The organism is Dietzia sp. B44 (assembly GCF_014145245.1).
Taxonomy (GTDB): Bacteria; Actinomycetota; Actinomycetes; order Mycobacteriales; family Mycobacteriaceae; genus Dietzia; species Dietzia natronolimnaea.
Map to the genome: position 1 here is coordinate 1 of NZ_JAALEF010000052.1, position 15,982 is coordinate 15,982.

The 15,982-nt window shown below is 68.5% G+C and carries 12 protein-coding genes and 2 pseudogenes; 12 read left to right on the forward strand and 2 right to left on the reverse strand.

The annotated features are described in order from the left end of the window. The 9 genes and pseudogenes from G6017_RS02185 to G6017_RS02225 all read left to right on the forward strand — a co-directional run. A partial coding sequence (locus G6017_RS02185) for an ATP-binding protein (RefSeq protein ID WP_182615692.1) occupies window positions 1-2,302 on the forward strand: 2,302 nt, incomplete at its 5' end. Further along, window positions 2,302-3,465, forward strand: a complete 1,164-nt coding sequence (locus G6017_RS02190) for a Wadjet anti-phage system protein JetD domain-containing protein (protein WP_182615694.1) — start codon at window positions 2,302-2,304, stop codon at window positions 3,463-3,465. The genes G6017_RS02185 and G6017_RS02190, both read left to right, overlap by 1 nt. Before the next feature lie 158 nt (window positions 3,466-3,623). Beyond that, window positions 3,624-3,926: a nucleotidyltransferase family protein gene (locus G6017_RS02195; RefSeq protein WP_179525742.1), complete on the forward strand. Its 303-nt coding sequence runs from the start codon at window positions 3,624-3,626 to the stop codon at window positions 3,924-3,926. Next, window positions 3,923-4,264, forward strand: coding sequence for a HepT-like ribonuclease domain-containing protein (locus G6017_RS02200; RefSeq protein ID WP_182615696.1), 342 nt, complete (start codon window positions 3,923-3,925; stop codon window positions 4,262-4,264). Before G6017_RS02195 ends, G6017_RS02200 begins: the two co-directional genes overlap by 4 nt. 659 nt (window positions 4,265-4,923) lie before the next feature. Next, window positions 4,924-6,198: pseudogene (locus G6017_RS02205) on the forward strand (ATP-grasp domain-containing protein). 78 nt (window positions 6,199-6,276) lie between these two features. Then, window positions 6,277-8,265: a hypothetical protein gene (locus G6017_RS02210; RefSeq protein WP_182615698.1), complete on the forward strand. Its 1,989-nt coding sequence runs from the start codon at window positions 6,277-6,279 to the stop codon at window positions 8,263-8,265. 249 nt (window positions 8,266-8,514) lie between these two features. Further along, complete coding sequence (locus tag G6017_RS02215) at window positions 8,515-8,841, forward strand: hypothetical protein (protein ID WP_182610914.1); 327 nt, start codon at window positions 8,515-8,517, stop codon at window positions 8,839-8,841. Further along, complete coding sequence (locus G6017_RS02220; RefSeq protein ID WP_182615700.1) at window positions 8,838-9,122, forward strand: ribbon-helix-helix protein, CopG family; 285 nt, start codon at window positions 8,838-8,840, stop codon at window positions 9,120-9,122. The genes G6017_RS02215 and G6017_RS02220 overlap by 4 nt, the downstream gene beginning before the upstream one ends. Before the next feature lie 260 nt (window positions 9,123-9,382). Further along, window positions 9,383-10,891 carry a DHA2 family efflux MFS transporter permease subunit gene (locus G6017_RS02225; protein ID WP_182615702.1) on the forward strand — a complete coding sequence of 503 codons (1,509 nt, stop codon included), beginning with the start codon at window positions 9,383-9,385 and terminating at the stop codon, window positions 10,889-10,891. Window positions 10,892-11,269: 378 nt separating this feature from the next. Here G6017_RS02225 and G6017_RS17385 read toward each other — a convergent pair. Continuing rightward, window positions 11,270-11,701: pseudogene (locus tag G6017_RS17385) on the reverse strand (AAA family ATPase); the annotation flags it as partial. 138 nt (window positions 11,702-11,839) lie between these two features. Between G6017_RS17385 and G6017_RS02235 the strand changes: the two are divergent. Beyond that, a complete protein-coding gene (locus G6017_RS02235) occupies window positions 11,840-13,039 on the forward strand; it encodes a sterol desaturase family protein (protein ID WP_182615706.1) in 1,200 nt (399 codons plus the stop codon). 106 nt (window positions 13,040-13,145) lie between these two features. Here G6017_RS02235 and G6017_RS02240 read toward each other — a convergent pair whose 3' ends face one another. After that, the gene (locus tag G6017_RS02240) at window positions 13,146-13,478 is read right to left on the reverse strand and encodes a VOC family protein (protein ID WP_182615708.1); all 333 of its coding nucleotides are present in this window, start codon (window positions 13,476-13,478) and stop codon (window positions 13,146-13,148) included. Between the two features lie 145 nt (window positions 13,479-13,623). Here G6017_RS02240 and G6017_RS02245 point away from each other — a divergent pair, with 145 nt between their 5' ends. Beyond that, window positions 13,624-13,764: a hypothetical protein gene (locus tag G6017_RS02245; protein ID WP_179525730.1), complete on the forward strand. Its 141-nt coding sequence runs from the start codon at window positions 13,624-13,626 to the stop codon at window positions 13,762-13,764. A gap of 87 nt (window positions 13,765-13,851) precedes the next feature. Next, on the forward strand, window positions 13,852-15,969 hold the full coding sequence (locus G6017_RS02250; RefSeq protein WP_347237926.1) for an FAD-dependent oxidoreductase: 2,118 nt from the start codon (window positions 13,852-13,854) through the stop codon (window positions 15,967-15,969). Window positions 15,970-15,982: the final 13 nt, after the last annotated feature.

Below are 15,982 nucleotides of genomic sequence, written 5' to 3' on the forward strand. Positions count from 1 at the left end.
AGCCCGCGACGCGGCCGCGCAGGCCGAGGAGCGGAGAGCCAGGCGCGAGCGGTTCGAGGACGCCGTCGCGAGGGCCGGCCTCGACCCGGTCGGCGATGCCGCCGGATTCGCGGACCTCGCCGTCCAGGTCGGTCGGGCGCAGGCAGAGATCGAGACGCAGATCGCCGAGCTCAAGGAGCGGTATGACGCGCTGGTCCTCGGGCACGGCGAGGAGAAGTCGCAGCTCCGCGAGGTGCAGGAAGAGCTGGCCAGCCTCGCGACCCGCCGCAGCAACCTGCCGACCGAACAACTCCAGGTGCGGTCCGCCCTCTGCGCCGAACTCGGAGTTCCGGAGGAGGAGCTCCCGTTCGCCGGCGAGCTCCTGGACGTGTCCGAAGAGCACGCGCAGTGGCGGGGAGCCGCCGAGCGGGTGCTGCGCGGATTCGCGGTCTCGCTGCTGGTGCCACAGCGGTACTACGCGGATGTCGCCGAATGGGTCAACGCCCGCCGGCTGACCGCCCGGCGCTCCGACGGTCGCGAGATGGGGGTCCGCCTGACCTACGAGCGGGTTCCGGAGCGCCACCTGCCCTTGCAGCGCCCCCATTCCGACGGACTGCTGCTCGCCGACACGGTGGAGATCGCCGACACACCGCTGCGCGGGTACCTGAGCAAGGAGTTGTTCGCCCGGGCGGACCATCTCTGCGCCACCACGGTGGAGGAGTTCCGGCACGCCGAGCGGGCGGTGACTCGCGAGGGCCAGGTGCGGTCCAGAAACCATCACGTCAAGGACGACCGGCGGTCCGCGGCCGATCCCCGCGGCTGGGTGCTGGGCTGGCGCAACGAGCAGAAGATCGCCGCACTGCAGGAGCGGCGCGGCGACCTCACCCGATCAGTGGAGCGGCTCGCCGCCCAACTCGAATCGGTGTCGCGGGAGCAGAACGAGGTGGGGGAGCGGCGCACCGCACTCTCGCGGGTGGCGGACTATCCCTCGTGGCGCGATCTCGACTGGGAGGACGCCCGATCGCGGGCGGACGCCGCCGATGCCGAGCGCCGTCGCCTGCTCGAGGGCAGTAGTGAACTGGCCGAGATCGACAGACGCGTGGCGGAGGTCGACACACGAGTGAACGAGCTCAGCCAGACCAAGGACACTCTCGGCGAGGCGAAGGGCAGTGGAGAAAGCCGCATCGCCCAGGAGAGCAGTCAGATCGACCGCGACCGGCGCAGCCTCGACGAGCTGACGGCGGACATCCGCGCAGCAGCGGCGGACATCTACCCCAGACTCCGGACACGACAGGGCCGCGCGGGGTCGACGACCGCGGATCAAGCCGAACTCCACGAACGACGACTGTCTGACGAAATCGACAAGGAGACCGGCCAGACCCAGCGCGAACTCAACGGCTACACCACCAGTTTGCAGCAGGGTATGGCGGAGATCCGGCGACGCTGGCCGGAGCAGACCACCGAGATGGACGCCTCGGTCGACGCGCGCGGGGAGTACATCCGCTTCCACGCGCAGGTGGCCCAGGACGATCTGCCGCGCTTCATCGCGGAGTTCGAGGAGCAGCTCAAGAAGAACGCCATCCGCGAACTCGCCGGCTTCCACAACTGGCTGCAGCGCCAGGCCGACGACATCCAACAGAAGATCGAGAAGATCAACGAGGCTCTCGGCGCGATCGACTTCAATCCCGGACGCTACGTGCGCCTGGATCGGGAGAACACGGTCAACCAGGATGTGCGGGAGTTCCGATCCGACCTGCGAGCGGTCACCGACGACACCCTCGGCGGCGACGACCGCTACTCCGAGCAGCGGTACCAAGAGGTGCGGGCGATCCTCGAGCGACTCCGCGGCCGGGAGGGCCACAGCGAGACTGACAAGACGTGGCGGGCGCGAGTCACGGACGTGCGCAACTGGTACACCTTCTCCGCCTCGGAGCGCGACCGCGAGACCAACGAGGAGTGGGAGCACTACCGCGATTCGGACGGCAAATCGGGCGGACAGAAGGAGAAGCTCGCCTACACCATCCTCGCGGCGTCGCTGGCGTACCAGTTCGGCCTGGAGTGGGGCGCGGAGAAGGCCCGTGACTTCCGCTTCGCCGTGATCGACGAGGCGTTCGGCCGGGGCTCCGACGCCTCCACCCGGTACGCCCTCGAGCTGTTCGCCAAGCTCGGCATCCAGCTGCTGATCGTCACGCCCCTGCAGAAAGTGCACGTGATCGCACCGTACGTGCGCTCCATCGGGTATGTGGACAATGTCGAGGGCAGGAATTCGAGGCTCGTCATGATGTCCACAGAGGAGTACCACCGCCAGCGCGGCGGAGAGTGATGGTCGCCGGCGCGCGGAAGTGGGCCACGCCGGAGGCGGTCCGCGAGAAAGTGCACAGGCGGTGGGTCGACGGCACCTTGCTCCGGGGTTTCGCCCGCGGGGAGACGCTCACTCCACTCGAGATCCCACTCGGAGGTCCGAGAACGTCCGAGCTCGGTGAGCGCTTCGGCGAGGTGCAGGAGTGGATGGCCGCACTCGAGGCCGGCAGTCGCGACGGCAGCCGATACACGCTGAGGTACACGGCGGTAGGCGGCCGGAAATTCGGACGCAATCAGATTCCCACTCATGCCGTGGTGACCCGGTTCGACCAAGCATGGGAACTGCTCGGAGTCCGGACGCAGGTGGTGAGCTTCGAACAGATGCTGGCAGCGGCCCCGGATACGCCGGTGCGGGACTGGCTGCTCGCCAGACCCGTCGCCGCGCTCGACCATGCACAGGAGTGGCCGCAGATCCTCGCGGCGTACAGCTGGCTCGAAGACGCCCGCGGGACGGGCAGGTACCTGCGGCAGATCGATGCCCCGGGAGTGGACACCAAGGTCGTCGAGAGTCATCGGACAGTTCTCGCAGGGCTCCTCGGAGTCTCACGCAACGCCACCTCGTTTCTCCACGACCTTGGCCTGCGCACCAAGCCCGAGTACGTCCGGTTCCGTATGGCGGGCAGCGTCGCGCCGATGTCGGTCACCGAACTGTCCGTGCGACCGGAGGAACTCGACGGACTTGGCATGTCCTTCACCACGGCCGTGATCGTGGAGAACGAGGTCACCTACCTCACGCTGCCCGTCCCGGACGACGGAGTGCTGATCTGGGGGAAGGGATTCGACGTGGCCCGCCTCGGCCGCTGGGACGCGCTTCGAGTGGCCGACGTGCACTATTGGGGCGACCTCGACACACACGGCTTCGCCATCCTCCATCGCCTGCGCACGCACCTGCCGCGGGTGCGGTCCTTCCTCATGGACCTCGAGACCCTCCACGCGCACCCTCAACGTTGGGGACAGGAGGCCTCACCCACCAGCGCGAGACTCGATCGACTGACGGCGGCGGAGGCGGCGGTCTACGACGACCTGGTCTCCGACCGCTTCGCCGAACGAGTGAGGCTGGAGCAGGAGCGGATCGACTGGGCCTGGGTACTGGAACGCCTGCCCTGCCGGACAGGTGGCACATGAACGCCACTCGATCGTGTGCACCACTGGTCGAAAACCCAACACCTCGTCGTCACTAGACACTCGCCTTCCTGACCGGCACATACGCGCGGCGCCGGTCGTTCCCGCTGCCGGTCGGTCGGAACCGTCCCGGTGTGCGAGGTGCCGGTAGCCTAAAAGCTATGGGTGTCGCTGCCACGAACGCCACATACGACCTGCCGGAAGAGCAGGCCGTGCTCGACGTGCTGCGTTCTTTCGGCGTACGGCGGGCTCGGCTGTTCGGAAGTGCGGCCCGCCGCGAGTTGACGCCCACGAGCGACATCGACCTGCTCGTCGAGATGGACGGTCCGGTCGACTACGGGGCGATATTCCGGCTGTCCGAGGCTCTGGAGAGGGTTGCGGGCCGACCATTCGACGTCCTCACGTCGATCAAGGCACCGTTCCGGCCGTTCGTGGAGCCTGAACTGGTCGAGCTCGCGTTATGAAATCCCCGATCCCGTACCTCGACATGGCGGTCGCCGCTGCTCAGAGGGCTGCCGGTTACGCCCCTGCGTCTGAGGTCGAGTTTCTCGCCTCGCCGATGGCTCAGGACGCGATCTGCATGCGGCTGCAAGAGGTGGGGGAGAACCTCTCCAAGATCCGTCGGCACTGTCCGGACTTTTACTCAGCTCACCAGTCCGAGGGTTGGCATCGCCTGATCGGCCTGCGCAACGTGATCTCACACGGCTACGCCGAAGTTGACCTGCGCGTTGTGTGGACGATCATCGATGTGCATCTGGGTCCCCTAGCCGAGGAGTTGAAGGCTCTGTTGGCCACGTCGTGACCCCGGGTCGCCGTCATGCCCCACAGGCGGTCGGTATGCGGCCCGGCCAGGCTTGATACGAAAGCCGAGTGATCCGCCAGGCTTACGAGAGTGGCCACCTCGTCGTCGTCATCTAGGACTTCGATTCGGAAGTGGGAGTTTACACCTCGCCCGTTTGACCATCCATATGAACGGCCAGTACAATACGCCCCTCCGGACGGCGGGGGTGGCTCGGCGGCTGGGGTGCAACAGTCTGCTGATTGGGGAGAATCGGTCTCATTGGTCAGGCCAAGACGACCGATGTGGAATGGATCGGCCGGTCTCGTCAGCGCGACCGCCGACAGGGCCGTTGTTCAGATCGAGTCTTCGGCGCCGGGCTCGGCACAGAGCAGGAAATGCGCCACGATCAGCGGCGCGATGACGAACAGTGCGCCCCAGCCCGTTGTCGCCACGGGACCCAGTTGTCCCACCACAAGCCGGTGTCGCGAAGGTAGTTCGGTCTGTGCCAGCGCTGTGACAAGAACACGTCCGGTATTCGCTGCTGCGGGTACTCCGAATGGGGACGGTGCGGTCGGGCTATCCCAGCGCAGCCCACTCACTCTTGGGTAGGTTGGTGATCCACCAGCCCGCGCCCCAACCCAGGAGGCAACCTCAGCGTGCAGATTCCCACCGCAGAATCGATGACCGGCGACGCGAATACGAGTCCGCAGACGACTCACGACCCCAACGAGACACGACGCGACCCTTCCAAGGGCTACGTGGCGCTACTCGGATGGGCGCCGAACGCGGTCGACGCGGTGGATAAATTCGATCGCCGCTACGTCGTGGTGGCCCCGGAGTGGGCGGCGGACTACTGCAGGCAGCACAACATCCCGTTTGTCCCGTGGGACTTCGAGCGACTCAACGACCGCTCCATGGAGATCGCCGAGACGCTCAAGGACATGGGCGTCGACGTGGCGATCCCGCTGTTCGAGGAGACCGTCGAGTGGGCGGGCGCGATCAACTCCATGCTTATGGACAACCCCACGCTGTACGGCCAGGCGCTGCTGCTGCGCGACAAGGCGCTGATGAAGCGCCGCGCCCAGCTCGGCGGGATCCGCGTGGGGATCTTCGAGGAGGCCCACGAGCGCGACGACGTGATCCGCTTTCTCAAGCGCGTCAACCAGACGCTGCTCAAGCTCGACGGCGACCCCAACGACCCGATCCACCTCAAGGCCTTCGACAAGGCCGGCTGCCTGGGCCACCGGGTCATCCGCACCCCGGACGAGGTCGACACGATTCCCGACGAGGAGTTCCCGGTCCTCATGGAGTCCCACCTGGACGGCTGGGAATTCGCCGTGGAGGCCTGGGTGCACAACGGCAAGATCGTCTTCCTCAACATCTCCGAGTACGTCACGCTCGGCTACTCGGTGTTCGTGCCGGCCTCGCCGGAACTCGAGAAGTACCGGCCGGAGATCACGCGGCAGATCGAGAAGCTCATCAAGACCTTCGACATCAAGTTCGGGTTCGTGCACCCCGAGTACTTCGTCACCAGCGACGGCGAGATGTACTTCGGCGAGGTGGCCTACCGCCCGCCGGGGTTCAAGGTCTTCGAACTGCTCGAGCGGGCCTACGGCTTCAACGCCTACCAGGGCCTGGTGCTGGCGTTCGACCCCAAGACCACCGAGGAGGAGATCACCGCCTTCTTCCCGCGCGAGGTGGTCGACGCCACCGGTCACGCCGGCTGCTTTGGCGTCTACCCGCGGCGCCGGGTGGTCTCCACGCTCGAGATCCCGGAGGAGACCGAGGACCACGAGTACTTCGAGTCCCACGAACTCACCGCACCCGTGGAGGAGACCGTCACCTAGCGCACCGCGTTCGGCACCCACTGGGGGCTGATCTACTTCTTCGGCGACGACGCCTACGAGATGCGCACGCTGCTGGCGCGCCAAGAGGAGCTCGACTTCTACGTGTGACCGATCGTGCGAGAGGTCGGCGTGGGTACGGTACCGGGGGCGGTCGACGCCGCCGGGAGATCTGGAGAGTGAACCCAAGTGGCTAACGATGCGTCCGACGCGACGCGAGTACTCGACAAGCGGGTGGCCTCTCTCGTCGACGCGACAAGGGCCCTCGCCGACGCCGGGGATGTGGGCAAGTCCACGCCGAAGCGGCGCGTGCTCGACGGCCTGCGCCTGGTCCTGCTCCAGGACGGTGGCGCGCGGGCCGTGCAGTCGATGGCACAGGAGCTCGAGTCCGCCGGACTGTACGAGGGGACGGACTGGGCGTCACCGAGCTCACTGGTCCCGGCGCTGAGCACCGGGTCGCTCCGCAGCCCCAACGCCGACACGGCGGTGATGGAGATCGTCAGCGACCTCCGCCTGGTGGCGGTAGCCAAGGGGGAGTACGCGCACCCCGACGTGTCGGCGGAGGAGGCTCTGCAGCACCTCAAGGAGGTCCTGGCCGCCAACGCCTCGCTGCTGTTCACCGCAGCCACCGAGGCGGAGCGGGTGCAGCAGGGCCGGATGGCCAAGGTGACCCGCACGTCGCTGACGCACATTGCCGAGTCGATCGGCTACGACACCGTCCTCGACCAACTGGTCGAGGAGATCTGGCGGATCCTGCGGCAACGCCCGATCCAGGTCGACCACATCAAGGAGACCATCACCCAGATCGCCGTCGCGCGCCACGACCCCGAGGTGGACACCAGCACCGGCGGGTTCGGCGTCGACCGGCTGATCAGCAGCATCTACGGCACCACCGAGGCGAGCCGGGAAGACCCCGGGGTGGACATCTACCGCTCCCGCCTGGAGTCGATGGACGAGGGGGCCCTGCAGTACGAGGCCGCCGGCTTCGCGCGGTCGATGCACGACACGGGACTGGTCTCGGCGTACCACCCCGTCCTGCTGCGGTTCCTGCGCGAGAAGGGCAGCTTCCTGCTCAGCGAGGCGCTCGGCCTGTCGAGCACCGGCCGCGAGAGCCTGCTGTGCTTCCACGGCCTCGTCGACGCGCTGATCGACGCGGCTGTCCACCCCGAGACCGCGCAGTCGGTCTACGGACTGGCGTTGCTGCTCGAGCGCGGGATCCTGTTCCAGCCGGCCGTCGCGCCCGCACTGTGGCGGCTGTTGGCCCTGCCCCTGTCGGACTACGCGAACGAGCGCCTGGCGCTGGCCTACGGCCCGGAGCATCCGGGGAGGATCTGGCTGCTGTCCGGGACGCTGTCCATGCTGGGCCAGCCCCTGGGCGTGGGGCAGGGTGACAACCCGACCTGCCAGTCCGCCCGCGCGCTGTCCATGTGGGCGTACAACGACCCCGACTACCTGCTGCAGACCATCGCCTGGGCGGCGCGGGACAACGAGGTGGTCATGCACTTCGAGGGCCGCCCACTGTCCTCCCGCGAGCTCGAGGCGGGCCTGGCGGAGACGCTCCCCCTCGACCTGGACCCGGTCTCCCTGCTCGTCGTGCCGCACCTGGACCGGATCTACGCCGAGATGGGCCGGCTCTGTGCCGACCGAAAGGGAGACCCCCACCGCTGGGTCAACCCCGAGTTCCACGGCTGGTGGGCCGCGCGGGGATTCCGCATCAACGTGGACGTGGAGTCCGGCAGGCTGACCGGGCTCGAGGACTTCCTGCGGCACTTCTACGGCAGCTACCACCCGTTCCACAACGGCAACCAGCCGCTGATCCACCCTCAGCCCGCCGGCGTGGCCGTGACCGACAGCTCCGCGCGGTTCGTGGGCTGGCACGCCATCACGATCCTGCGGGTGGCGCTGGATCCGGACGAGACCATGCGCGTCTACTTCTTCAACCCCAACAACGACAGTGGCCAGGACTGGGGCAACGGGGTGGTGGTGAGCACCGCCGGCCACGGGGAACGCTTCGGCGAGTCGTCGCTGCCGTTCGAGGAGTTCGCCTCGCGGCTCTACATCTTCCACTTCGACACCCTCGAGCCCGGCGAGACCGGGTCGGTGACGGCGGAGGAGATCGCCCGGGTGACCGACCTGATCCGCTTGAGCTGGGGCGCGGATCGGCTGCCGGAGCTCTGAGCCAGCCTCGGCTCTGACGCGAGCCCCCTGGCGTCGGCCCTCTCTTCGCGAGCCCCCCGCGACGTGTGCGGCGTCTTCAGTCCATTCCGGGCGCGCGAGTCGCGGGAGGGCGTGCACTCGGAATGCGTACTTAAGAGAGGCAGAGGATCTGCGCGGCTGAGGGCGGCTGTGGCCCATCGGTAATGATTAGAGTCAAGCCGAAGGTAAGAGAGCATGTTCCTGCGTCCTAATTTGTGATACGTTTTCGGAGTGAAGGTCGTGATCTACGCCTCCGCGCGCCGACACGGCATCACAGACGCGGAGATCAGGGCCGTCCTCGAGCATCCGATCGTTCGATATCGACTAGCTCCACGCACGGGGCCTCAGGCGAAGTTGCTTCGTATGGTCGGAGACCCGGACGGCGGAGCTCTGATTGAGGTCGTGGTCGACCGGGTGGGCGGAGAGGAGCTACACGTGTTTCACGCGATGCTTCTGACCGCGGCAGTGGCGCGCGAAGTGCTCGAGGCCACCGGAGGGAACCTTGACTTGTCCGACGGCGTCAGCCGTAGTCAGAGGACGCAGCGGGAGAAACGATGAGCGAGACAGGTGATCGTGAAGCGCATTATGCGCGTCTCGCGGACGCCGTAGAGGCTGGCGAGTACGACGTGATCGATTCCCCGGCGGAAGTCCGCCCGGACTACCGTCACGGTCGGCCCCGGCGAGGGGATGCGGTCGAGGAGACCCGTCCGCTCGCTGTTCGACTCACTGAGTCCGATCGGCGCCGTCTGGCCGACTATGCCGACCGGACAGGGCAGCCGATGAGCGCCGTCATCCGGGCGGCCATCGATGAGTACCTCGGTAGGCACCCGGCCGCCTAGCGTGCTGCCGGAGATCTAAACCCGACGCGCCGCCCGCGGCGTACTCCGGCAGGGTGCGCGTCTCCACTTCGCCACGTCGGGCGGTGCCGATCCCGGTCATGCGTCGATTGTGCCCCACCGGCCCACCCGCCCCAGTAATGGTGGTCACATCAGCAAAGCCTGTCGAACTTCCTGCAGTACAGTGCGAGGGTTCCCGTGCGCGCCGTCAGGCCTCGCCGGGCTTCCCACTTTGTTTCGCCCCGTAATGTCTAAGGATTCCCGTGACGACTGAGTCATCCGCCGCTGCTTTCTCTCCAGCCCAGCCCGACCCCGCCCTCGGCTCCGCGCCGCTGCCCGCCGCCACCAAGCGGCTGATCGCGCTGCTCGTGGCCGCGGCGTTCGTGGTGATCCTCAACGAGACCATCATGTCGGTCGCGATCCCCGAGCTGATGGGGGAGTTCGCCGTCACCGCCGCCACCGCGCAGTGGCTCACCACGGCGTTCATGCTCACCATGGCCGTGGTCATCCCGTTCACCGGGTGGATGCTCATGCGGTTGCCGCTGCGGACGGTGTTCATCATCGCCATGACCACCTTCACCCTCGGCACCCTGCTGGCCTCGCTGGCGCCGGTGTTCCCGATCCTGGTCGCCGGCCGGGTGGTGCAGGCCGTGGGCACCGCGATCATGATCCCGCTGCTCATGACCACCGTGCTCAACGTGGTGCCCGCGGACCGTCGCGGCCGCACCATGGGCGTCATCTCCATCGTGATCGCCGTGGCCCCGGCCATCGGCCCGACCGTCGGCGGCCTGGTGCTCGACGTGCTGAGCTGGCGCTGGATGTTCTGGTGCGTCCTGCCCATCGGTGTGCTCGCGCTGGTGGCCGGCGCCACGCTGATCCGCAACGTCACCGCCACCCGCGCGATCCCGCTCGACATCTTCTCCGGCGTCCTCTCGGCCGTCGGCTTCGCTGGCCTGATCTTCGGCCTGAGCTCCTTCGGTGAGGCGGCCAACGACAACGCGCTGGTGTCCCCGTGGGTGCCCGTGCTCGTGGGCGTGGCCGCGCTGTCGGTGTTCGTGTGGCGTCAGCTCGCGCTCAAGGACTACGCGCTTCTCGACGTGCGGGCCTTCACCTTCCGCACCTTCACCGTCAGCCTCTCGCTGATGCTGCTGTCCATGATGGCGCTGTTCGGCACCCTGATCCTGCTGCCGCTGTACATGCAGCAGGTCCTGGGCACCACCACCCTCGAGTCCGGCCTGGCGTTGCTGCCCGGTGGCCTGCTCATGGGCGTGCTCGGCTGGTTCGTGGGTCGGCTCTTCGACCGCATCGGCCCGCGCCCGCTGATCATCCCGGGCTCGATCCTGGCCGCCGCCGGCCTGTGGGGCATGTACGTCTCATTCTCCGCCGAGTCGTCGCTGGCGATCGTGGTGGTGTGGCACATGATCCTCAGCGTGGGCCTGGCGCTGCTGTTCTCGCCGCTGCTCACCTCGGCGCTCGGCTCGCTCCCGCCGCACCTGTACTCGCACGGCTCCGCGCTGCTCAACACGCTGCAGCAGGTCGCCGCGGCCGCCGGCACCGCCCTGTTCATCACGGTGATGACGCTGGGCATCGTGGCCGGGGCCGAGTCCGGTGAGGGTGACGTGGCCGCGCAGATGACCGGCGTCCACAACGCGCTGCTGGTGGGCGCGATCATCTCGCTGATCACCGTGGTGGGCGCGTGGTTCGTCCGCAACACCGCGCAGACCGAGGGGCCTGCGGTGGCGCCGATGGCCGAGGAGCCGGTCGCTTCGTAACCGTCCGGGCACCTCGGCAGCACCAGCCCGGGCGCCCCGGCCGGTCGACACCCTCGGCGGCGTCGAGTGCCCTATCGCGCGAGCACCATGAGCGCACTCCGTGTGCAGCAGGTACGCCGCCCGGTGCAGCGCGACGACCGTCTTGCCCGTCCCCGGGCCGCCGTCCACCACGAGTGCGCCCGAGGAGTCGGCGCGGATGATCGCGTCCTGGTCGGCCTGGATGGTGGCCAGCACGTCGTGCATCCGGCCGGTCCTCACCCGGCCGAGGCTCGCGACGAACGCCGATTGGTCGTCCAGGGCGGTGCGGGTGCCAGCCTCGTCGTCGTCGTCAAGAACCTCGTCCCAGTAGTCGACGATGCGCCCGCCCGACCACCTGTACCTCCGCCGGTACGCCACGCCCATCGGCCGGGCGAGCGTCGCGGCGAAGAACGGCTCGGCGGCCGGCGAGTGCCAGTCCACCAGCAGGGGGGTGCCGGTCGGGTCGATCAGCCCGATGCGGCCCACGTAGACCGGATCGGCGCCCCTGGTGAAGGCGACGTGCCCGATGCACAGGTCCAACCCGAAGCGCCGCAGGGTGGTGAGTTCGGCGACGAGGCGGCGGATGTCCGCATCGCGGTCGATGGTCTGGGCGCCGGTACCGGCCGGGTCGCGGCGACGGGCGCCCAGGCGGGCCGACAGGTCGGCGACCCGCTGCGCGAGGCAGTCCGCGATCGCCGAGAACTGCTGTTCGTCGGCGGCGATCAGGGCCGGATCGGCCTTGCTCCGAAGGTGGTCGGGGAGAGCGAAAATGCTGGTCGGCAGGGGTGGCATCGCGCTAGTGTGCGCCCCCACCGGGGTCTTGCGGCAAGACCCCCCACCAGCTATATCTTGAAAGGGGCACAGGGAACGTCGGCCCGACCCGAGGCTCCCGCCCTCGCGCCACAGTGACCCACGTCATATCCTCAGAGCGTGAAGGTTGATCTGACGGTCCTGGCCATCCCCGGTTTCATCGCGGCGATGGCGGCCGAATACGCATGGCAGTCCCGCAATCCGGCGGAAGGGGAGCGGGCCGGCGACTACGAGTTCGCCGACACCATGGCCAGCCTGTCGATGGGCGTGGGCAGTCTGGTGGCTCCGTACGTGGCGGACACGCTGCTCGCCCCCGTCACCCCGCGCACCGGCCGGTACGCCAAGGCGCTGATGGGCCTGTCCCTCGCGGCGGCGGCCGCAGCGACGGTGGGAGACGTGGTGCGGCGCACCCGGACCACCGGTCTGCTCAGGGCGGGCGCGTTGCCGTCGAGGGTGTCGTCATCCCTTTCGAGTCGAGCACCCCTGTCAAGCCAACCGCCCCTGTCAGGCCGGGCGAAGGGGAACGACGACGACGAGGTCCTCACCTCCGACCCGGATCCCGTCCCCGGGACCGCCCAGGTGCCGCCCGCGCTGCGACGCATCACCGGAGGGTCGGCGGTGACGTCGCTCGCCTCGGCGGTGGTGACGGTCTCGACGTTGTGGAGTGCGCAGACGGCCGGCAAGAGGCTCTTCCGCCTCTCCCCGCTTGATCTGGGCACGGGTCCGCTCGCCTACGCGGTGGCGATCCTGGGGTGGGACTTCATCTACTACTGGAACCACCGCTTCGATCACGAGAGCCGCTGGCTGTGGGCCATGCACGTGGTGCACCACTCCAGCGAGCGCTACAACCTCTCCACCGCACTGCGGCAGCCGGTGGCCGAGGCGCTGACGATCTACGTGCCGTACGGGCTGCTCTCGCTGCTGGGCGTGCGGCCGGCGCTCGTGCAGGACGCCCGCGCGATCAACCTGATCTACCAGTTCTGGGTCCACACCGAGGTGATCCGGTCGATCGGGCCGTTCGAGCGGGTCTTCAACTCACCCGCCCACCACCGAGTGCACCACGGCAGCAACCGCGAGTACCTGGACCGGAATCACGGCAGCATCCTCATCCTGTGGGACCGCCTGTTCGGCACCTTCGAGCCCGAGGGGCAGAAGGTCGTCTACGGGCTGACCACCAACATCGATACGTTCAACCCGGCGCGGATCGCCTCGCACGAGTGGATCGCGATCGCCCGAGACGTGTTCCGATCCGAGACCTGGAAGGACCGGGTCGGCTACCTGGTGCGCGGGCCGGGGTGGGCCGGGGCGCGGCGGGCGTGACGCCGCTGACCTGGGGTGCCCTGCACGGGCGGTCCAGGGCATCGCAGGTCAGCGAGCGGTCAGCCTAGCCCGCCACCAGGAACCAGGTTCCCAGTGCGCCCAAGGGTCACTGCCCGGTGATGACGACCCGGTTCCCGTCCGGATCGCTCAGCAGGAGGATCCGTGCGCTGCCACCCGGGACCGGGCCATCGTGGGCGATGCCGCTCGCGGTCAGCCGGGCCGCGGCGGCGTCGAGGTCGGTCTCGTCGAGGACGACGGTCGAGTGGCCTGCGCGCTCGGGCTCGGACCACACCTGTAGTCCGAAGGTGTCGCCCGGGTGCCATTCGCTGAGTCCGGGCATGGGCCGCAGGTCGGGGGCGCGATCGAACAACAGGGAGTACCACTGCTCGGCGCGGGCGATATCGCTGACAGTGCACTGGGCGAGGATGCGACGGATCATAAGGCGCTCTTCCGACGGTGGAGTGCGCTCACCGTAACAACTCGCGTCCCGTGCCAGCGTGAAGGCCGCCGCAGCGTAACGGGTCACCGGTAGGGTTCGATTTCGCGTGTAAGGCACCGCACCCGCACTGGTAAGGAGCGACATCGTGTTTCCCTCTGGCTCGATCGAGAATCCGCTGCGCTATCTCTTCGGCCCCGGGCCGGGTGAGGCGTCCTGTCTGGCCCTGACGCCCGAGTGCATGGGCCTGCTGCCGTATCTCGCGGCCCGGTTCGGCATGGGCTCCTGACGCACTGCGTCACGAGCGCGTCGCCCCGCCCGGCGATAACTAGAACCTGTTCTTGACACCCGTCAACCCCCGCGTATTCTCCTCAGGGTGACCACCCTCACCTCCTTCCCTCGTCTCCTGTCGCCCGGGCGTATCGGCCCCATGTCCACGGCCAACCGCATCGTGCTACCCGCCATGGACATGAACGTCTCGGAGGACGGTGAGATCGAGCAGCGGGAGATCGACCACTACGTCGCCCGCGCCGCCGGAGGTGCCGGGCTGATCATCACCGGCGCGTGCGCGATCGCCTTCCCGCACGGCGCCGCGTCGATGAAGGAACCGGGGCTCTCGGACGACAGGTTCCTCCCCGGGCTCACGGCCCTGGCGGACGCCGTCCACGCCGCGGGGTCGAAATTGTGTGTGCAGTCCACGCATCACGGCAAGGTCGCGCGGGTGGACATCGCGAACGACCGGCCGGTGATCGCCCCCAGCGCGCCCGATTACGACTACGACTACTCCGCGTTGGCCGACAGCACCCCCGACGAGCTCGGCAGGATGGGCGCCGCCACCGGTGGCAAGAAGACGGTCTACCGGGAAATGACCGGCGAGGACATCGCCTGGCTCGTCTCCACCTGGGCCGATGCCGCCGACCGCATCGCCCGGTCCGGAGCGGACGCGATCGAGATCCACGTGGCGCACGGCTACATCCTCGGGGTGTTCCTCAACCGCCGCGACAACCAGCGCACCGATGCGTACGGCGGGTCGCTGACCAACCGGGCGCGGTTGGCGTGCGAGGTCATCGCCGCGGTCAAGGAGCGGGTGGGGGACACGCTCGCGGTGTTGGTGCGGGTGTCCGGTGAGGAGTACGGCCAGGACGGCGGGTTGACGCTCGAGGAGGCCATCGAGGCCTCACGCATGTTCGAGCGCGCGGGCGCCGACGCCATCCATGTGACCGGGTGGGGCCGCAACCCCTTCGACAACTTCACCGACGGCCCCCTGCCGGACACCGTCGGCGCGTACCTGGACAACGCGGCGGCCATCAAGCAGGCCGTGTCGGTGCCGGTGATCGCGGTGGGCCGCATGCTGCCGGAGGTCGCGGAGAAGGCGATCGACGACGACAAGGTGGACTTCGCCGCCATGGGCCGGCAGTTGCTCGCCGATCCGGAGCTGCCCAACAAACTGGCCGCCGGCACACCCGAGCTGGTGCGACCGTGCATCAACTGCTACCTGTGCGTGGCCGAGAACTTCTTCGACGACACCCCCTTCTGCGCGGTCAATCCGGCGCTGGGCAACGAGAGGCTGCTGCCGCTGACTCCGGCGCCGGCCCGAACCCACGTCGTGGTGGTGGGCGCGGGTCCGGCCGGGCTGGAGGCCGCCCGCGTGTTGGCCGAACGCGGTCACCGCGTGACGGTGGTGGACAAGTCCGACCGGCTCGGCGGCACGATGTGGTTCTCCAGCCTCACGACTCCGGACAACGAGCCGCTCATCCGCTGGTTCGCCGCCGAGATCGATCGCCTGGGCATCGACGTCCGGCTGAACACCGAGGCGACGCTGGACTCCCTCCGTTCCCTGCAGCCCGACTGGGTGGTGGTGGCCACCGGGGCCGTGCGGCCCGCGCCGCAGATCCCCGGCGGGGACCTGCCGCACGTGCACACCGGCGACTCGCTGCGGGCCACCATGCTGGGCACGGCCACCGCCGACGAGGCCGGGCTGGCGCTGCGGGTGATCGGGAGGCTCGGCCGCCTGTCGGGCATCACCAAGCGACCAGCGTGGATTCGTTGCCTGACCAGGATCGCGCTCCCGATGGGCAAGGACGTGGTGGTGATCGGCGGTTCGCTGGTCGGACTGGAGCTGGCCGAGTTCTTGGCCGAGCGCGGTCGGCGCGTGACCCTGCTGCACGACGGTCAGCAGCTCGGACTGCCCCTGGCCATGCCGCGCCGGTGGACCGCCGTCCGCCACGCGCGCGAGCACGGGGTGGCGATCCACCGCCGGGTCACCGTCACCCGGATCACCGAGTCCGACGTGCAGTGGACCGACCGCAAGGGCAACGCCGCCTCGGCTCCGGCCGACATGGTGATCTATGCCGACGGCACCACTGCCTCCGCGCCCCTGGCCGACCAGCTGCGCGAGGCCGGCGTCGAGGTGGAGGTGATCGGCGACGCCGGAGAGGTGGGCTACATCCACGGCGCGATCCACTCGGCGTGGAAGGTCGCCACGGTCGGGTGAGCACGGTCGGGTG